17 protein-coding genes and 1 pseudogene are annotated in these 17,373 nt (G+C 69.9%); 6 read left to right on the top strand and 12 right to left on the bottom strand.

Translation table 11 applies throughout. From position 1 onward, the window contains the following. The first annotated feature begins 68 nt into the window (after positions 1-68). A complete protein-coding gene (locus O3Q52_RS03100) occupies positions 69-206 on the top strand; it encodes a hypothetical protein (protein WP_169801986.1) in 138 nt (45 codons plus the stop codon). A 105-nt stretch (positions 207-311) separates the two neighbouring features. Here O3Q52_RS03100 and O3Q52_RS03095 read toward each other — a convergent pair whose 3' ends face one another. Then, positions 312-893: a snapalysin family zinc-dependent metalloprotease gene (locus O3Q52_RS03095; protein ID WP_269647207.1), complete on the bottom strand. Its 582-nt coding sequence runs from the start codon at positions 891-893 to the stop codon at positions 312-314. Positions 894-1,158: 265 nt separating this feature from the next. Here O3Q52_RS03095 and mgrA point away from each other — a divergent pair, with 265 nt between their 5' ends. Continuing rightward, positions 1,159-2,199 (top strand): L-glyceraldehyde 3-phosphate reductase, encoded by a 1,041-nt coding sequence (gene mgrA, locus O3Q52_RS03090; RefSeq protein ID WP_269647206.1) that lies wholly within the window; start codon positions 1,159-1,161, stop codon positions 2,197-2,199. Positions 2,200-2,369: 170 nt separating this feature from the next. On the opposite strand, the gene ykgO is transcribed toward mgrA, so the two are convergent. From ykgO to O3Q52_RS03050, 8 genes and pseudogenes are all read right to left on the bottom strand, one after another. Further along, entirely contained in the window at positions 2,370-2,492 is a 123-nt protein-coding gene (ykgO, locus tag O3Q52_RS03085) for a type B 50S ribosomal protein L36 (RefSeq protein WP_055617363.1), read from the bottom strand. Between the two features lie 60 nt (positions 2,493-2,552). Beyond that, entirely contained in the window at positions 2,553-2,813 is a 261-nt protein-coding gene (locus O3Q52_RS03080; RefSeq protein ID WP_269647205.1) for a type B 50S ribosomal protein L31, read from the bottom strand. A 141-nt stretch (positions 2,814-2,954) separates the two neighbouring features. Next, the gene (locus O3Q52_RS03075; RefSeq protein ID WP_269647204.1) at positions 2,955-3,383 is read right to left on the bottom strand and encodes a VOC family protein; all 429 of its coding nucleotides are present in this window, start codon (positions 3,381-3,383) and stop codon (positions 2,955-2,957) included. A 124-nt stretch (positions 3,384-3,507) separates the two neighbouring features. Further along, a pseudogene (locus tag O3Q52_RS03070) lies at positions 3,508-4,011 on the bottom strand (M4 family peptidase); the annotation flags it as partial. 33 nt (positions 4,012-4,044) lie between these two features. Continuing rightward, positions 4,045-4,827 (bottom strand): hypothetical protein, encoded by a 783-nt coding sequence (locus O3Q52_RS03065; RefSeq protein WP_269647203.1) that lies wholly within the window; start codon positions 4,825-4,827, stop codon positions 4,045-4,047. A gap of 245 nt (positions 4,828-5,072) precedes the next feature. Next, positions 5,073-5,831, bottom strand: coding sequence for an SDR family NAD(P)-dependent oxidoreductase (locus O3Q52_RS03060; protein ID WP_269647202.1), 759 nt, complete (start codon positions 5,829-5,831; stop codon positions 5,073-5,075). 166 nt (positions 5,832-5,997) lie between these two features. Further along, entirely contained in the window at positions 5,998-6,903 is a 906-nt protein-coding gene (locus O3Q52_RS03055; protein ID WP_269647201.1) for an AraC family transcriptional regulator, read from the bottom strand. Between the two features lie 134 nt (positions 6,904-7,037). After that, positions 7,038-7,694 (bottom strand): maleylpyruvate isomerase N-terminal domain-containing protein, encoded by a 657-nt coding sequence (locus O3Q52_RS03050; protein WP_269647200.1) that lies wholly within the window; start codon positions 7,692-7,694, stop codon positions 7,038-7,040. Between the two features lie 120 nt (positions 7,695-7,814). Here O3Q52_RS03050 and O3Q52_RS03045 point away from each other — a divergent pair, with 120 nt between their 5' ends. Further along, positions 7,815-8,357, top strand: a complete 543-nt coding sequence (locus O3Q52_RS03045; RefSeq protein ID WP_269647199.1) for an AAA family ATPase — start codon at positions 7,815-7,817, stop codon at positions 8,355-8,357. A 419-nt stretch (positions 8,358-8,776) separates the two neighbouring features. After that, complete coding sequence (locus O3Q52_RS03040; RefSeq protein WP_269647198.1) at positions 8,777-9,352, top strand: hypothetical protein; 576 nt, start codon at positions 8,777-8,779, stop codon at positions 9,350-9,352. A 71-nt stretch (positions 9,353-9,423) separates the two neighbouring features. Here the strand turns inward: O3Q52_RS03040 and O3Q52_RS03035 are convergent, their stop codons facing one another. Continuing rightward, complete coding sequence (locus O3Q52_RS03035) at positions 9,424-10,986, bottom strand: long-chain fatty acid--CoA ligase (protein ID WP_269647197.1); 1,563 nt, start codon at positions 10,984-10,986, stop codon at positions 9,424-9,426. Between the two features lie 177 nt (positions 10,987-11,163). On the opposite strand from O3Q52_RS03035, the gene hemA reads away from it, so the two are divergent. Continuing rightward, the gene (gene hemA / locus O3Q52_RS03030) at positions 11,164-12,384 is read left to right on the top strand and encodes a 5-aminolevulinate synthase (RefSeq protein WP_269647196.1); all 1,221 of its coding nucleotides are present in this window, start codon (positions 11,164-11,166) and stop codon (positions 12,382-12,384) included. Positions 12,385-12,468: 84 nt separating this feature from the next. Here the strand turns inward: hemA and O3Q52_RS03025 are convergent, their stop codons facing one another. Then, positions 12,469-14,193, bottom strand: a complete 1,725-nt coding sequence (locus tag O3Q52_RS03025) for an ABC transporter ATP-binding protein (protein WP_269647195.1) — start codon at positions 14,191-14,193, stop codon at positions 12,469-12,471. A 12-nt stretch (positions 14,194-14,205) separates the two neighbouring features. Continuing rightward, positions 14,206-15,933 carry an ABC transporter ATP-binding protein gene (locus O3Q52_RS03020; protein ID WP_269647194.1) on the bottom strand — a complete coding sequence of 576 codons (1,728 nt, stop codon included), beginning with the start codon at positions 15,931-15,933 and terminating at the stop codon, positions 14,206-14,208. Between the two features lie 409 nt (positions 15,934-16,342). Here O3Q52_RS03020 and O3Q52_RS03015 point away from each other — a divergent pair, with 409 nt between their 5' ends. Next, complete coding sequence (locus O3Q52_RS03015; RefSeq protein WP_269647193.1) at positions 16,343-17,365, top strand: NAD(P)-dependent oxidoreductase; 1,023 nt, start codon at positions 16,343-16,345, stop codon at positions 17,363-17,365. The last annotated feature ends 8 nt before the right edge of the window (positions 17,366-17,373 follow it).

Below are 17,373 nucleotides of genomic sequence, written 5' to 3'. Positions count from 1 at the left end.
TGACGGGGTATACAGGGCGTGCAGGCATCAGTGTCACCGGCCTCGCCCTAGGAGGAGTTGTGCCCGGGATGATCGAAAAGATCAAACGGTTCGCCAGGAGCCCTCAGGGGCGGCGGACCATCGAACAGGTACGCCGCGCCTCCGCCGATCCGCGGCGACGGGCCCAGGCCAAGGGGTTCCTGAGCAAGCTGCGTCGGCGGGGCTGACGCCGGAGAGGTTTCAGAGGTCGCTCGGACGGTCGCCGTGTGCGGGTGTGGGCGGACGCCGCGATGTCCCGGCGTCCGCCCAACACCCGCGCCCGGCGCCGTGCGTCAGTCCACGATCACGACACCGCTCCGCGCCGCTCCGCCCGTCCGGGCCAGCGCGCTGCTGAAGTTGTCCTCGACCTCCGCCTTCTCCACCGTGTCCGGGTAGGGGTTCGTGCAGGCGGTTCCGGCGGTGGAGCCGGACATCAGGCTTGAGCACGGGCCGGGCTTGCGGTCCGGCAGGCCGAGGATGTGGCCCAGTTCGTGGGCCGAGATGCGGATCGTGTTGTAGCCCTGGTCGACGGCCTGGCGTCCGATGTAGACGGTTCCGTTGCCCAGTGTGGTGGGCAGAGCCCGGGGCCAGCCGTTGTCCGCGAGGACCCGGATGTTGGCGCGTTGCCCGGTCGCGACCGGGCGCAGTTCGACGGCGTCGACACTCTCGTTCCAGATCGCCGCACCGCGGTCGACGGCGGACCTGAACTCCGCGGAACCGCTCGCGTCGTAGGTGACGACACGGGCGGCGACGGCGCTGTCCGCGACCTCGGAGGGAGCGGTCGTGGACGGGGTGGCCACGGCCTGGCCGCCCATCAGCGAAAAGGTCACCGTCAGGACGGCAGCGAGTCCGATCGTCGGCTTACGGACGTGCATGGTCGACCTCCTTGTGGGGGAAAGGTAGTCGTGCTCATGACATTCCATGGCTCCCTGCCCAGCGAGGCCGGACGCCAATCCGTCAATCCGGCCCCGAGGCAACACCCTTACCGATTCAGAAGCGGCACCGCTGAATCCCATGGCAGGGAGCTGTTGGACTTCGGGATCAGGCAGGGGCAGTGTGGGCAGGCGGATCCCCGCGACCCCGATGGGTCCGATGTGCCTGATGGGTCCGTCCCGTACCGCACCACCCGGAGACCACTCGATGAGCCACGTCATGAATCCTGACCGCTACGACGGCACCATGCGCTACCGGCGCACCGGGCGTTCGGGGCTCGACCTGCCCGTCCTGTCCCTGGGCTACTGGCACAACTTCGGGGACGACCGGTCCTTCGAGAGCCAGCGTGCGATCGCTCTGCGCGCCTTCGACCTCGGCATCACCCATCACGACCTCGCGAACAACTACGGTCCGCCGTACGGCGCCGCGGAGACCAACTTCGGGCGGCTGATGAAGCAGGACCTCGCGCCGTACCGGGATGAGCTGGTGATCTCCACCAAGGCCGGCTGGGACATGTGGCCCGGCCCCTACGGCCAGGGCGGCGGCTCCCGCAAGTACATGCTGGCCTCGCTCGACCAGTCGCTGCGTCGCACGGGGCTGGAGTACGTGGACATCTTCTACTCCCACCGGCTCGACGCCGACACTCCCCTCGAGGAGACGATGGGGGCGCTCGACACCGCCGTCCGCCAGGGCAAGGCCCTGTACGTCGGCATCTCCTCCTACGACGCCGAGCGCAGCCGCGAGGCGGCCGCCATCCTCCGGGACCTGGGCACGCCCCTCCTCATTCACCAGCCGTCGTACAGCATGCTCAACCGCTGGGTCGAGACCGACGGCCTGCTCGACACCGCGGAGCAGGAGGGCTTCGGGGTCATCGGCTTCACGGCGCTCGCCCAGGGGCTGCTGACCGGGCGCTACCTCGACGGGGTCCCGCAGGACTCGCGGGCGGCGCAAGGGACCTCGTTCGACACCACGTGGCTGTCGGACGACATGCTGCGCAGGCTGCGCGCCCTCAACGACATCGCGGCCCGGCGCGGTCAGAGCCTGGCCCAGATGGCACTCGCCTGGGCCCTGCGGGACGAACGTGTCACCTCGCTCGTCATCGGTGCGTCGCGCCCCGAGCAACTGGAGCAGAACGTCGCCGCGCTGGAGAACCCCGACTTCAGCAGCGAGGAGCTGGCCGAGATCGACAAGTACGCCAGCGACGGCGGCGTCGACCTGTGGCGGGACGCCCGCCTGGGCAACCTGTGACGACCGGTACTCCCGCACCCCGTTCACCTGCACCGGCCTCTTGCCGGACGGCTTCGGCCGGCGCCTTTGGCGGGTGAGGACCACAGCAGGCCGGGCCCGGCTTCCTCTCAGGAAGCCGGGCCCGGCGGCCCACACGCTGGACGCGCTCTACGCGCGAGACGCGCTGTATGTCAGCCCTGGCGGGCCTTGAAGCGCGGGTTCTTCTTGTTGATCACGAACACCGTGCCCCGTCGGCGCACGACCTGCGCCCCGGGCATGGACTTCAGTGAGCGCAACGACTTGCGCACCTTCATGGCTCTGCTCTCCTCCTGCTCGGACGCCGGCGCCCCTCCTGCCCGGATGTCGGCCACGCGTCACCGGGTCAGTGACGCCGCCCGTCCGTAGCGCCGCTCGAACCGCTCCACGCGGCCCGCGCTGTCCATGACCCGCGCGTTCCCCGTGTAGAACGGGTGGCTGGCCGACGACACCTCCACGTCGATCACCGGGTACGTGTTGCCGTCCTCCCATTCGATCGTCCTCGTCGAGTCCGCGGTCGAACGGGTGAGGAACGCGACGTCCGCGGCACGGTCTCGGTAGACGACCGGGCGGGAAACGGGGCGAATGCCGACCCTCATGGGCTTTCCTTCCTCACAGCCGTCCACAGAAAGGCGACGGCACCCTCCGCCTCCTCGATTTGACGGAGGCATGTCATTCTGTGCTGTACAACAGAGAACCCTGCAGCCGTATTCCCGGCAGAGACGGGCCCCGTACGCCCCCTACGCGTCGCGCCCGGCCTCGGCCTGGCCGCCGAGTTCCGTGAAGAGCGTCAGCTGAAGATCGCCCGGTGCCTCGAGCCGGGAGTTCAGCGAGTTCCAGGGAGTACGTGTCGGCTCGGCGATCACCTGGGCCCCGGCGGCGGCCAGCTTCGACGTGGTGGCCACGGAGTCGTCGACCTCGAAGGCGACCCGAAGGTGCCCGGCCACGCGCCGGCCGACCTCGACCTCGTCGATGAAGGCGGCGTGGTTGGGATCGGCGATCTCCAAGGTGGCGCGGCCGGCATCGAGGATGGTGACCCGTCCGTCGGCGGAGGCGAACGCGCCTTGCTCGGCCAGACCGAGGACATCGCGGTAGAAGTGCAGCGCCGCGTCGTAGTCGGCCGCCGTGACCACCAGGCGGAGTCCGCGGACAGCGGGTTCGTCGGACATGTCGGCTCCCTGAAGATCTCGGCTACTGAGACGTCAACCCGGTGATCGACCGGACGATTCCCTGTCCGTACGGGTCCGGCGCGGGGGCGGCCATGGCCGAGCGGGCGGTGGCCTGCCAGGTGAGTCACCCTGCAGGCCACCGCCCGCTGTCAGTCGCGCCGTGCGTCATCTCGTGGCCGACGACGTCCACGCTCGCGGAGAGCGGGCGGTACTCGGCGTCGCCGGTTCCGTACACCGTCTTCTGTCCGTCCCAGAAGGCGTTGACGTACGGCTGCCCGTAATCGGTGATGCCCACCAGGGAGTTGATGGTCATGCCACGGCCGTCGAGGCTGTTCCGGCCGTGCTTGTTCTTGAAGTGGTCGTAGACCTGCCGGGCCGCCCAGTGCGCGTCGACGGCTCCCGATTCGGTGGCCTCGGTGCCGAACGCGGGGGTCGGCGAGCCGAACTCCTGGATGCCGTCGGGCCATTGCCCGCTCCCGTCACTGGTCCACTTGCCGCGCGCGTCCCAGGTGGACAGGACGTTGTCGGTGAAGTCGTCGCCGGGTATTCGGGTGCGGTCGCGCAGCACGTACTCGCCGCGCGCCTCGTCGAGTTCCACGTCGAGGGCGACGGTCGTGCCGTCGAGGCGGACGCCGGATCCCTTCTCCGCGGGGCGCGCCCGCTACGGCGCGGTGCCCGCCGCCGGCTTCCCGGCGGCCGGGCCGGGGGTGCCGAACGTCTTGATACCGCTGTACTGGAGGACCGGGTATCCGGCGCGGGCGTCGATGTAGACCTCGCGCTGTACGGGTTCACCGCTCGCCGGGTCGGTGCCGCGCACGGTGACCCGATGAGTGAGGACGCCTGCTCCGGTGGGCAGCACGACGAGCCCGCGGGCGGTACCGGTGAGCGGGGACTCGTCCTCGTCCCCCTCACTCGGCAGCTTCGCGGCGAAGTGCTGTTCGTGGAGCTCGGCGAGGACGGCTTCGACGGCACGCTCGACGGCGAGTTCCTCGCCGACCTCGGGCGTCGTGCCGGTGCGCAGTTCGGTGAAGTACATGCCCGAAGTGCCGGTGACGACCCGCTCCCCGTCCTTCTTCTCCATGCGGACGACGTACTGACCGCCCGGGACGGGCACGCCCCGGTGCTTCTGCTGGAGCCGAACCGTCTCCTGGCCGTTGGCTGTTGTAGTCCCGGCGGGTACGAGATCGCGCTGCGCGTCCGGGATGCGGTACCGGCTCTGCTTGTCGTCCAGATAGGTGCGGGCCGCGCCCGCCGCGCTGCCGGTCGACGGTGCCTGCTCCCGGATGTCCCGTACGAGCGCCGGTGTCCGCGTCTCCTGGCCCGGTATCACCTCCCCCGGGCTCGGCGGCCGCGGTGCCCCCGCTGTCGCCGCGTCGGCAGGAACCGCCGAGACGACGAGCGCGGCGACACCGAACAGCGCCGCCGCACCCGACAACCCGCGCAACCGCGCTCTGGAACCGCCTATGCGGCCTCTGACCCTTCTGGAGTGCTGCACGGCTCCCCAACCCCACTCGCCCGCCATGCCGGTGGCCGAGCGCCGCCCGGCAAAGGGCCATCGAAGCCGCGATACGCCACCCCATCAACGGGGCAGGCGTGTCCACAGGTGACTTCCGGCCGGTGGTCGACGCTGGGTGCCGAGGAGCATCCGCGGGAAGGGCCTGCGCCGGTGAACTCCGGCCGGAGCTTCCACTAGAGGTTGAAGCCTCCGGACGCCTCGATGTTCTGCGCGGTGATCCAACGGCTCTCCTCGGAGAGCAGGGAGGCGATCACCGGGCCGATGTCGTCGGGCTCGCCGACCCTGCCGAATGCCGTCTTCGCCGCGAGGGCCGGAATCACCTCGGGGAACCGGTCAAAGGCGTCGTCGGAGATCCGGGTGCGGGTGGCACCCGGTGCGACCGCGTTGACGCGGATCGCCCGCACGCTGAACTCCTTGGCCATGTAGCGGGTCAGGACGATCAGGCCGCCCTTCATCGACGCGTACGCCGAGTAGCCGGGCTCCAGACCGGAGGCCATCCCGGCGTTGCTGGTCGTGTTGACGACGGCCCCGCCGTCGGCCATCAACGGCAGCAGCGTCTGGGTCAGGAAGTACGGGCCCTTCAGCAGGACCCGCATGAGCCGGTCGAAGAGTTCCTCGGTGGTGTCCTCGAACATCGCCATCTGCCCGAAGCCGGCGTTGTTTACGAGGCAGTCGAAGCTGTCGCGCCCCCAGGTGTCGCGCAGCACGTCGACCACGGCGGTGCGGAAGGCCGGGAAGCTGCCGCTCTCACCGACGTCCAGCGGCAGCGCGACAGCCGTACCGCCCTCCTTCTCGATCGCCGCCACGGTGTCCAGGCCCCCTTGCCTGTTGCCGCTGAAGGTCAGGATCACTCCGACCCCCCGCTTGGCGATCTGTATTGCCGCGCTCCGACCGATACCGGAACTGGCACCGGTGACAATGGCGACCTTCATGACGTGCCTCCTGCACATGAGCGGATCTGCATTTCCTCACCGGGGAATCCGACAGGGAATTCCATGGGGAAATCCGACTCATTCATGGAAGCACTCCGAAACGGGAGGAAAGAAGAACAATTCTCCCGCCTCCTTGCACAATCCTCTTCTGTTGGGTTGCGACCTGTCAGGGGAGGGCGGCCGCGGGGGTTCGTACGGAGCGGCGCAGGCCGGCGGCGTCCTGGCTGGGTGGTGCGCCGAACTGGCGGCGGTACTCCCGGCTGAACTGTGACGGGTTGTCGTAGCCGACGCGCTGGCCGACCCCGGTGATGTCGTTGGGGTGGGTGGCCAGCAGCAGTCGGGCCTCCTGCAGCCGGATCTGCTTCTGGAACTGGATCGGGCTCATCGCTGTCACCGTCTGGAAGTTGCGGTAGAACGCGGAGACGCTCATGCCGGACAGTTGCGCCACGTCCTCGACCCTGAACGGCTGCGCGTAGTGCTCGCGGATCCATCGCACCGCCCGCGCGATGTGGCTGAGGCTGCTGTCGGCCAGGCCCAGCTGGCGCACGATGCCGCCCTGTTCGCCGGTGATCAGGCGCCACAGGATCTCGCGTTTGACCAGCGGGGCGAGCACCGCCCGGTCGCGTGGCTCGTCGAGCAGGCGCAACAGCCTGATCACGGCGTCGAGCAGCGCATCGGGAGCGTCGCTGACAGCGATGCCCGGCGGCGCGCTGCCGCCCGAGCGGGGGATGTCTCCCGCCCCCGCCTGCAACAGCAGCTCGGCGACGGCGGACGGCTCCAGCATGAGCCCGAACCCCAGCGCCGGGTGCTCCGGAGTGGCCTCGGTGAAGTGCCCGGTGACCGGCAGATCGACGGAGGTGACGAGGTACTGCCCGGCGCCGTACTCGTACACCCGCTCCCCCAGCGCGAGGCGTTTCGCGCCCTGGGCGATGACTGCCAGCACCGTGCCGGACATCGACAGCGACGGCGGATCCGAGCGGTCGACCTTCGAGATCAGTACGCCGTCGATGGCGGTGGTCCAGTCCGGCCGCGCGTGCCGGACGAGCAGGTCGCGGAGCTCGTCGAGGTACATACCTCAATTGCAGCACACGGAAGGTCCTCCTGCTCCCAGGTGGAAGAGAATTGTGCAAGTGGCCGCGAGGATCGCTCTGTCGTTTTCGCGGGTCACGACGATTGAATGGAATTAACGGATCTCGTGGCACACGATCAGCCGAGGATGAGCGGGAGTTTCACGCCCAGTTCGCCCAGTGCTGTGTTCCCCGCGTCGGTCGGGGCACGCCGTCCGGTGCCGACCAGCAGTGCGTCCTTGTCGGAGAACGACGCGGGGAACGCGGACCCCGCGATCTTCTCCAGCATCTCCCGGGACCGGGCGAGCCCCTCCGCGGGCGGTTCCGCCGCGTCCTGGAGGTGTGCGCCCAGGTCGAGGTGGTGCAGCGTCCACTCAAGGACGTACGCGGAGAGGTAGTCGCCCGTGGTGAGGACCTGGTCGCGGGTGCCCACCCGGAGCCCCGGGTCGGCGAGTTCGGCGGCGCGGCCGGCGGCCGAACCGACGTCGTCCAGGTGGAACATGAGCAGCCATGGCTCCCCGTACGCGGCGGCCAGCCGGACGGTCAGCGCGTCGAGCGGGTCGTCGCCGGTCGGTGGCGTTTCGGCGATGTCCCAGTAGGTCACCGCATCGCGGGTCGGTTCCCCTTCGGCGGGAGTCACGAGGGTGATCAGGACGTCCTGAGCGTCGATGACCAGGTGGCACACCAGGTCCCGCACAAGCCACCCGGTACAGCCGGACGGCCGGGCGAAGTCCTCGTCCGACAGCTCGGCGACCGCCGCGCGCAACGCCGTCCAGGAGCGTGAGAAGAGATCCACCTCGGCAAGGTAGTGCGCTGCCGCGACGACGGACAAGCGCATTTGGACGGTCGGCCGGCTCGTGCTCCGAGCGGAGACGTGATGCCGGTGAGCGAGGTCGATATCGGTAGGGTGCTCCCGATGACGACGGTCTCCTCCCCCACGCGACTGGTGGTGTTGCGCGGCAACAGCGCGAGCGGCAAGAGTTCGGTGGCCGCCGGGTTGCGCGAACGATATGGGCGGGGTCTCGCCGTGGTGAGCCAGGACACCCTCCGCCGTGATGTGCTGCGTGAGCGCGACATCCCCGGCGGCGCGAACATCGGCCTGATCGATCTGACCGTCCGGCACGCCCTCGAACACGGCTTCCACACCGTGCTGGAAGGCATCCTGTACGTCGCGCACTACGGCGAGATGCTGGCCCGGCTCCTGGCCGACCACCCGAACCGCGCCCACTGCTTCTACCTGGACGTCCCCTTCGAGGAGACCCTCGCCCGGCACGCCACCAAACCGATCGCCCATACGGTCGGCGAGAGCGAACTGCGCGACTGGTACCGGCCGCTGGACCTCCTGCCGGGCGACATCGAGACCGTGATTCCCGCAGGGAACTCGCTCACGGAAACCGTGGATCAGGTCATGCTCCGGTCCGGACTGGCCTCAGTGACGAGAGCGCAGGGCACGGCCTGAGCGCCCGGGCGGACGCGCCGTCGGTAAGGCGCGCGCCGACCTCGGCGCGCCCTTGAGTGCCCCAACTCACAAGGCGTCCGGCCTCCCTCACGGAACAACCGGGGACAGCCGGCCGTTCATCTGTATGTGGCTGCGGAGGGGACAGTGTCCCCGGGCCTCACCTCAAGCCCATGGGGATGATCGTTCGGCTGAAGCCCCATGGAGCACCCCGCCGAGAGGCGACCGCCCTCCGCACGCCACGACCTACGGCCCCGGCTGGTCTCCCCCGTCCAGTCGGGGCTTTCCCCTGCGCACGGGGCGCCTGCCGCACGGCACGCACGCGGCGACTCCGGCAGCCCTGTCCAAGGCCGCTGGCGGCGGAGCGGCTGCCGTGACAGGGTCGGCGTGCTCGTGAACAGGTCGTTGGTAAGGGGAAGTTCGTGGACAAGCAGATCTGGGACACGCTGGTCGAGTCGATGAAGAACGCGTACACCGCGGGTCTCAGCGAAGGGGTGGTGCCCCGCCCGGTGATCATGCCGCTGGTGCGCGGCGAACTCGTCGGTCTGATCCGGGTACGCCCCACCAGCGCCGGCCGGGACGCGCAGACCGGTATCGCCCAGCTCTCGAACATCGCCGCGGCGGCAGGCGCCGACGAAGTCGTCCTCGTCTGGGAGACCCACGACGTCGCCACCGCCTGCCAGTTGCCGGTCACGGGTCCGGCGCCCTGTCTGAACATGGTGCACGCCACGAAGGACGGCGGCCACGTGCTCCACCAGCTCCCGTACACCGAACAGGCTGCGCCCCACTCCCCCGAGGGCGAGGCGTCGGCCGCGCCCCACTGGCTTCCCGCGCCCGAGCCTCAGCCGGGCGGCGAACTGGTCCCGCCGATCCGGGCCGCCGTCGACTTCTCCTTCACCCCGCTGGAGATGGACCACCCCTCGCCCTTCGGGGTCACCGTCGTCCTGATGGAAGAGGACGGCTACGACATCCGCCTCACGGACACGTTCACTCCCTGACAACTCGATGACGTACGTTCCGGGACCGTCCGCCTCGACGAGCCCCGGCGGCGAGTCACCGTCTCCCGTAGCTACATGTCGCCCGTTCCCGCTCCGAGCAGAGCGACGAGTTCGCGTTTGAGCACCTTCCCGCTCGGGCCCAGGGGGAGAGTGGCGGCGAACTCCACGCGGCGCGGGTACTTGTAGGAGGCTATGCGCCCACGGGTCCAGGCGATGATGTCCTCCGCGAGAGACTCGACCGTGGGGGCGCCGGGGCGAGGGACGATCACCGCGCAGATCTCCTGGCCGTAGCGCGCGTCCGGGAGGCCGATCACTGCGGCCTGGGCCACGGACGGGTGGCGGGACAGGATCTCCTCGACCTCGCGCGGGTACACGTTGTACCCACCCCGCACGATCATGTCCTTCTTGCGGTCGACGATCGTCAGATAGCCCTCGGCGTCCTTGACTCCGAGGTCACCCGAGCGGAACCAGCCGTCCACGAGCGCGGCCTCGGTGGCCGCGGGATCGTCGAGGTAACCGCTCATGACGTTGTGTCCGCGGACCACGATCTCGCCGACCTCGCCCGGCGGGAGCAGCACGATCCTGTCCTCGGTACCAGCCCTGGCTATCTCGGCCTCCACTCCCCGGATCGGCTTGCCCACGGTGCCCGGCCGACGGGGCCAGGCACTCTGGTTGTAGGCGACGCACGGGGAGGTCTCGGTCAGGCCATAGCCTTCGTAGACGGGGCAGCCGAAGGTCGTCTCGAAGTCCTGGAGCACCCGGACCGGCAGCGCCGAGCCCCCGGAGTACGCCCGGGCGAGCGGCGGACGGCGGGTGTCCCGGGCGGCGGCCTCCAGCAGCGTGATGTACATCGTCGGCACGCCCATGAGGACCGTGCAGCGCTCGCGCACCATCAGGTCAAGGGCCCCGTCCGGTGTGAAGCGGGGCATCAGGACGAGGGTCGCGCCGGCGCGGAAGCACGTCCCCATGCCGCAGACCTGGCCGAAGGTGTGGAACAGGGGCAGGCAGCCCAACAGGACGTCGTCGGGGCGCATGGCGAAGGGCGAGAGCATCGTCGTGTCGATGTTCAGGACCAGATTGAGGTGGCTGAGCATGACGCCCTTGGGGCGGCCAGTGGTACCCGAGGTGTAGAGGATCAGCGCGATGTCGTCCGGCGCGCAGGGCACCGGGGCCTCGACCGGCACGGCCCGAGCCGCGAGCCTGTCCAGCGCCGTCCCGCTGCCGTCGTCGTCCGTCTCCACCGTCAGCAGCGGCACCTCCGCGCGCTTCGCCGCCCGCTCCCCCTCCCCGAGGAGCGATCCTGCGCACAGCAGGGCCCGGACCTCCGAGTGCCGGAGGATGTACTCGATCTCCTCCGTCTTCAGCAGCGCGTTCACCGGTACGACGGTCGCGCCGGCAGCGAGAACGCCGAAGTACGCCGCCGGGAAGGCCGGCGTGTTGGACAGCAGCAGCGCGACCCGGTCGCCGGGGCCGATGCCCCGTTCGCGCAGCACCGCCGCGTATCGGCGTGCGGTCAGCCAGAGGTCGCCGTACGAGATGCGCCGGCGGCCGGCCACCACCGCCGTGTGGTCGGGGCAGCGCGTCGCGGAGTCCGCAAGCACATCCGCCGCGGAGAGCGTGGCACCGCCCCTCATCGGTGCGGTCCGCGCATTCCGGAACGGCCGGAAGAATCCTTGTGAATCCGCGGGAGGGAGATTTCACATTCGGTCATTGATACTCCGCTTTCACGCGAAGGCGCACTTTGCAGGGACCGCACGGCATCCTACGATGAGGCGCGCCGGAGGGAAAGCGACAGAGAGCGAGTATGAGACATGTCCGAGTACATGGATTTCTTCGCACGCCTTGGGCAGGAGACATCCGAGCGGAAAAGGGAGTTTCTGGAGCTCGGCCGTATCGCGGGGCGCTTCCCGGCGGCCGATACGGCACACCATGGCGAGATATCGATCTGGTGCAGCAACGACTACTTAGGTATGGGACAGCACCCGGACGTTCTGGCGGCGATGAAGTTCGCCGTCGACGAATGCGGGGCCGGCTCCGGCGGTTCGCGCAACATAGGCGGGACGAACCACTATCACGTCGCATTGGAGGCAGAACTCGCCGCGCTGCACGGAAAGCAGGACGCGGTGTTGTTCACCTCCGGGTATTCAGCCAACGAGGGCGCGCTCCCCGTGCTCGCCGGCCGCATCCACGACTGTGCCGTGTTCTCCGACCAGTTGAACCACGCGTCGATCATCGACGGTTTGCGGCACAGCGGAGCCCAGAAGTTCATCTACCGGCACAACGACTGCGCGCATCTCGAGAAACTGCTGTCCGGTGTGGATCCGCAGCGGCCAAAACTCGTCGTTACGGAGTCAGTGCACTCGATGCGCGGCGATATCGCGCCACTCGCGGAGATCGCCGACATCGCCAAGCGGTACGGGGCGGTGACGTTCGTGGACGAGGTGCACGCCGTCGGCATGTACGGCCCCGAGGGTGCCGGCATCGCTGCGCAGGAGGGCCTCGCCCCCGCGTTCACCGTGGTCATGGGGACGCTGGCCAAGGGCTTCGGGATGACCGGCGGCTATGTCGCCGGGCCCGCCGTCCTGATGGACGCGGTCCGGGCCTTCGCCCGCTCGTTCATCTTCACCACGGCGCTGCCGCCCGCGGTGGCGGCCGGCGCGCTCGCCGCCGTACGGCATCTGCGCGGCTCCGAGCGGGAACGCGAGCGGCTCACGGCCAACGCCACTCTGATGCATGGCCTGTTGCGGGACAGGGGCATCCCCTTCCTGTCCGATCAGACGCACATCGTGTCGGTCCTGGTCGGCGAGGACCGTCTCTGCAAGACGATGTCCGCGCTGCTGCTGGAGCGGCACGGCGCCTATGTGCAGGCCATCAACGCGCCGAGCGTGCCGATGGGCGAGGAGATCCTCCGGGTCGCGCCCTCCGCCGTTCACGAGGCGGCCGACGTCCGCCGGTTCGTCGACGCGCTGGACGGGATCTGGACCGAACTCGGCGCGTCGCGCGGAGACGCCGCGGTGGCGGCGGCGCCCTAGGTGTGCCGGACGCCGCGACGCCCGCGTGATCCGCGGGACCGGACCAGGTGTGCTGTCCGGGGACGTTGGTGACGGTCGGCACGCCTAGTCCGCCTGCGACGAGATGCGCCGCATCTCCGCGGACTCGGCCAGCACCTCCTCCCAGGTCCCCGCCGCGTCCACGCGCCCGTCCTTCAGGACCACCACGCGGGCCGCGGCGCGCAGCAGCGCGGGCCGGTGCGACACAGCGAGGACGGTGACCGAGCCGTCCAGCAGCCGGCTCCACAGGAGTTGCTCGGTCGCGGGGTCCAGGGCGCTGGAGACGTCGTCGAGGACCAGGAGTTCAGGGCGTCGGGCCAGCATCCGCGCGATCGCCGTCCGCTGGAGCTGGCCGCCGGACAGCCTGAGGCCCCGCGGGCCCACGACGGTGTCGGCACCGTTCTGCATGGCCGCCACGTCGGGGGCCAGGACCGCGGTGTGCGCGATGTCCTCGAAGATCCTCCCGTCGTCGTCGCCGAGGCCCAGCAGGACGTTGTCCCGCAGCGATCCGCTGAACAGGCGCGGGTCCTGGGGGGTGTAGCCGCAGCGCGGAGGCACCAGGAAGTCCGCGGGATCGAGGATCGGTTCCCCGTTCCACAGGACGGCGCCCCGCTCGTGCGGCAGCAGGCCCAGGACGGCCCGTATCAACGTCGATTTGCCCGAGCCCACACCGCCGGTGACCACGGTGACGGAATGGCGTACGACGGTCAGGTCGACGTCCTCGACACCGCGCTCCGAGCCCGGGTGCCGTGCGGTCAGCCCGCGGACCGTCAATTCCCGGAGCGCGGGCACCCGTTCGGGCAAGGGCGCCGGTTCCTCGGCCGGCGTCCGGGACCGTCCTCCGAGGAAGTCCACGATCCGGCCCAGCGCCACGGAGACCCGCTGCAGTCGCACCGAGAGGATCCCGATCGAGGCCAGCGCCTCGGCGAGGATCTGCAGATAGAAGGTGAACAGGGCCAGGTCCCCGACACTGAACGTCCCGCTGTGTGCCCGGCCCGCCGTCAGCAGCAGTACGACGCCGATACCGAGTGGGGCCGCGTTGCCGATCACGGTCCGCTGCACGCCCGCGAACAGTTCCTCGCGCACCGCCGCCTTCGCCCGCGTGTCGTTCAGCCGGTCGATGTGCGCCGCCACCTGGTCCTCGGCTGCCGCCGCCTGCACCGCTTTCACGGCCCCGACCGCCTCTCGCAGGGCGCCCGCGACCTCGGCCGAGGCGCTGCGGGTGTCGCGCCGGTAGCGGAGGAAGCGGCCGTGGATCGCCGCCGTGACCACGGCGACCAGGACCAGCAGCGCCAGCAGCGCACTCGTGACGATCGCGTCGATCCGCATCATGACGGTGACGGAGGCGGCGACGAACAGCCAGTGCGCAAGGTTGGTGGGCGCCCAGGCCACGAAGAAGCCCGTCTCGTCGACGTCCTCACCCACCACCCGCAGCCCCTCCCCCGGGGTGGTCCGGCCCGCGGCTCCCCGGCCGCGCAGGGCGGAACTCAGCAGTTCCCGCCGCATCCGCATCGTCGTTCCGTACTGGACCCGCGGCTCCAGCCGGTTGATCATCACGCCGAACTGCAGGCACAGCCGCGCCCCCTCGATCGCGGCCACCCAGGCGATGAGCAGCCAGACCCCGCCGCCGGCGCCGATCTCGTCGAACAGCCGCTGGAACAGCAGCCCCACCGCCAGGGTCCCGGCCCTCAGCAGGACCCACAGCCCGGTCAGCGTCCAGTACGCGCCCGCCGATCCGCGCAGCACTGCCCCGAGCCGCCGGAACGTGCCCCGTCCGTCGATGTCGGCCACCCTCCCGCCCCGTCAGCCGGCGCGCAGCAGTTCGTGGAAACGCGAGGTCGGGTCGGCGGCGAGCACAGTCTGTTCCCCGTGCTCGACCACCGTCCCCGCGTCGAGGACGAGGATGCGGTCCACGTGGCGCAGCGCGTGCGGCCGGTGCTGGACGACGACGGCGGTCCGCCCCTCGAGCAGCCGCTCCATCGCGGGCATGAGCAGCCGTTCGGTGTGCGGGTCCAGCCGGGCCGTCGGCTCGTCCATCAGGACCACGGCCGGATCCCGCAGAAACACCCGGGCCAGCGCTAGAAGTTGCTCCTCCCCCGCGGACATCCCGCGGGCTCCTGTGCCCAGCACGGTGTCCAGACCGTCGGGCAGTTCGCGCCACCAGTCCGTGAGCCCGGCCTCGTGCAGCGCGTCGCACACCCGGCGATCGTCGACGGAGTGGTCGAAGAACGTGAGGTTGTCGCGGAGCGTGGCGTGGAAGACCTGCACCTCCTGGGTGACCAGGGCGACCCGGCTGCGCAGCGCCCGGGTGTCGAGTCCGGCCACGTCCTGGCCGCCGACGCTGACGCCGCCGCTCACCGGGTGGTGCAGTCCGAACAGCAGCCGTACGACGGTCGACTTGCCGCTTCCGGTACGGCCGACGATGCCGAGCCGTTCCCCGGGGCGCAGTCGGAACGAGACGTCACGCAGCACGGGTTCGCCGGGGTCGTACCAGAAGGACACGCGGTCGAGCCGGGCGCCCAAGGGCCCTGCGGGCAGGTGGCGGGTGCCGGTGCGCCCGGCGTCGTCGTCCTGGCGCAGCAGTTCCTGCAGGCGCTGCACGCTGACCGCGGCGCCTTCCAGATCGTGGAAGCGGGTGGTGACGGCCAGCAGCGGGCGGCGCAGCAGCATGGCGTACGACAGGGAGGCGAAGGCCGTGCCGGTGGAGAGCTGTCCGCGGCCGTGCAGCCATACGCTGACGCCCAGGGCGAGGACCACGCTGGCGGTGGACAGACCCTGGACCGTGGCGGGCCAGCGCACGGAGACCCGTGCCGCGAGGCGTGCCCGCCGGTACAGGTCGGCCTGCCGGGTCTCCAGGGCTCGCAGGGTGTGGGCGGAGGCTCCGTTGGTTCTCAGGTCCTCGGCGCCGGCGAGACGTTCCTCCAGGAAGCCCAGGAGTTCCGCGGACGCGGTCTGCCGGGCGGCGACGAAGGGCATGGCCTTCCCCACGAGTCGGCGCAGCAGCAGAAGGGTTCCCACGGCGAACGGCGCGAAGACCAGGGCCAGTCGCCAGTCGAGCTGGAAGAGCGCGCCGAGGATTCCGACGACCAGCAGCATCTGGGCGAGGACTTCCAGGAGCAGCGCGGACATCACCGCGGCGAGTCTGGTGACGTCGCCGTCGACGCGGTCGACGAGTTCGCCCGGCGGGTACCGCTGGTAGAAGCGGGAGGGCCGGCGCAGACAGTGGGCCACCAGGTCGGCGCGCAGCCGGTTGGTGGTGCGCCAGGCGAGCCGCGCGGCCACGGCGTCGCAGCCGATCGTCACCACGAGCAGCCCGAGCGCCGCCGCCAGGTACCAGGCGGCGACCGCGAGCAGCAGGTCCGAGGGGCTCAGGGACAGCGTGTGGTCGATGAACCGGCGCAGCATCTGGGGTGCCACCAGCTGGAGCCCGATGCCCAGCGGAACGAGCACCGCGAGGAGGAGGACGGACGGCCGTTCCCCGCGCAGATAGCGGAACAGCACGGAGAGCTGCCGTAACGGACTGCCTGCCAACGCGTTCCTCCCCGAGCGCCGGGCGGCGGAAGGCCTCAGCATAAAGTCCGCTCCGGGCGTTGGGAATGACGCGTACACCGGTGAACTCGCCATAGGGAGACCCTGCGGCGAGGCCGGGAATGGGCCGCCTGCATGCGGAATGTGATCCGCCGTTTAATGTCGGGTTAACGCCGTCCAGGACGCCGTTGCCGCCGATTCATCGCGCTGTTAGACTCCACGGGTCTTCTGGGCAATTCGCCTTGCACGCCGTTGTGCGTACTGACCATTCTCGGCCATGTTTCGCCGGCACCCGCGTACGTCCGGGTCGGCCGAGTTCGCACACCCGCATTGGATCGACGCCCGGAGACAGCACCAGCACGGAGCACCGCCTTGAACGACCGGATGCCAACGGAACCAAGGGGGATACTCAATGTCGGCTGACGCGCTCAACGGGGTCAGAACCGCGGGAAAAGCAGTGGTCACCGGTGCCGCGGGTTTCATCGGATCCCATCTCGTCGAGGCATTGCGGCGCAGCGGAACAAACGTGGTGGCCATCGACAGGAAATCGAGCTGGGCCACCGGTGAAATCCCGCCGACCGCCGAGCTGGGATCCCTCCACAGGATCCGCGCCGACCTCGTATCGGCGGATCTGTCGGCCTGTCTGGATAATGCCGCAACGGTCTTCCACTTAGCCGCATTGCCGGGTGTGCGCCCGTCCTGGACGCAATTCCCGGACTATCTCCACTGCAACGTATTGGCCACCCAACGCCTTATGGACGCCTGTGTCCGGGCCGGAGTGCCCCGCGTGGTCATGGCCTCGTCCTCGAGCGTGTACGGCGGCGCGGAGGGCACGATGAGCGAGGACGACCTCCCTCGCCCGCTGTCCCCCTACGGGGTCACCAAACTCGCCGCGGAACGACTCGCCCTCGCCTTCGCCGCCCGCCGCGACGCCGCTCTGTCGGTGAGCGCCCTGCGGTTCTTCACCGTCTACGGCCCCGGTCAGCGCCCGGACATGTTCATCGGCCGGGTCATCCGCGCCACCCTGGAGAACAAGCCGATCGAGGTCTACGGCGACGGTACCCAGATCCGCGACTTCGTCCACGTGTCGGACATCGTGCACGCGCTGACGCTCGCCGCGACGACACCCGACAAGGGCAGCAGCGTCCTGAACATCGGCACGGGACGTTTCGCGTCGATGAACGAAGTCCTGGCCCTGACCGGCGAGTTGACCGGCAGGACGCCCGACGCGCGGTACGGTCCGGCGCGCATCGGCGACGTACGGGCCACGACGGCCGATGTCGGGCGGGCGCGGAAGCGTCTGGGATTCACCGCGCGGACGGATCTGCGCGCCGGGCTGGCCACACAGATCGAGTGGGCCAGGCAGTCGCTCGCCCGGACCCCACCGCACGAAACCGCCTCACCGGCCCAGATGGCGCCCACCCACCGGTCGTAGCCGGTATG

Source organism: Streptomyces sp. ActVer (assembly GCF_027270795.1).
Classification (GTDB): domain Bacteria; phylum Actinomycetota; class Actinomycetes; order Streptomycetales; family Streptomycetaceae; genus Streptomyces; species Streptomyces umbrinus_A.
The sequence above is the reverse complement of the archived record's forward strand: the minus strand, read 5'-3'. Positions and strand labels throughout refer to the sequence as shown.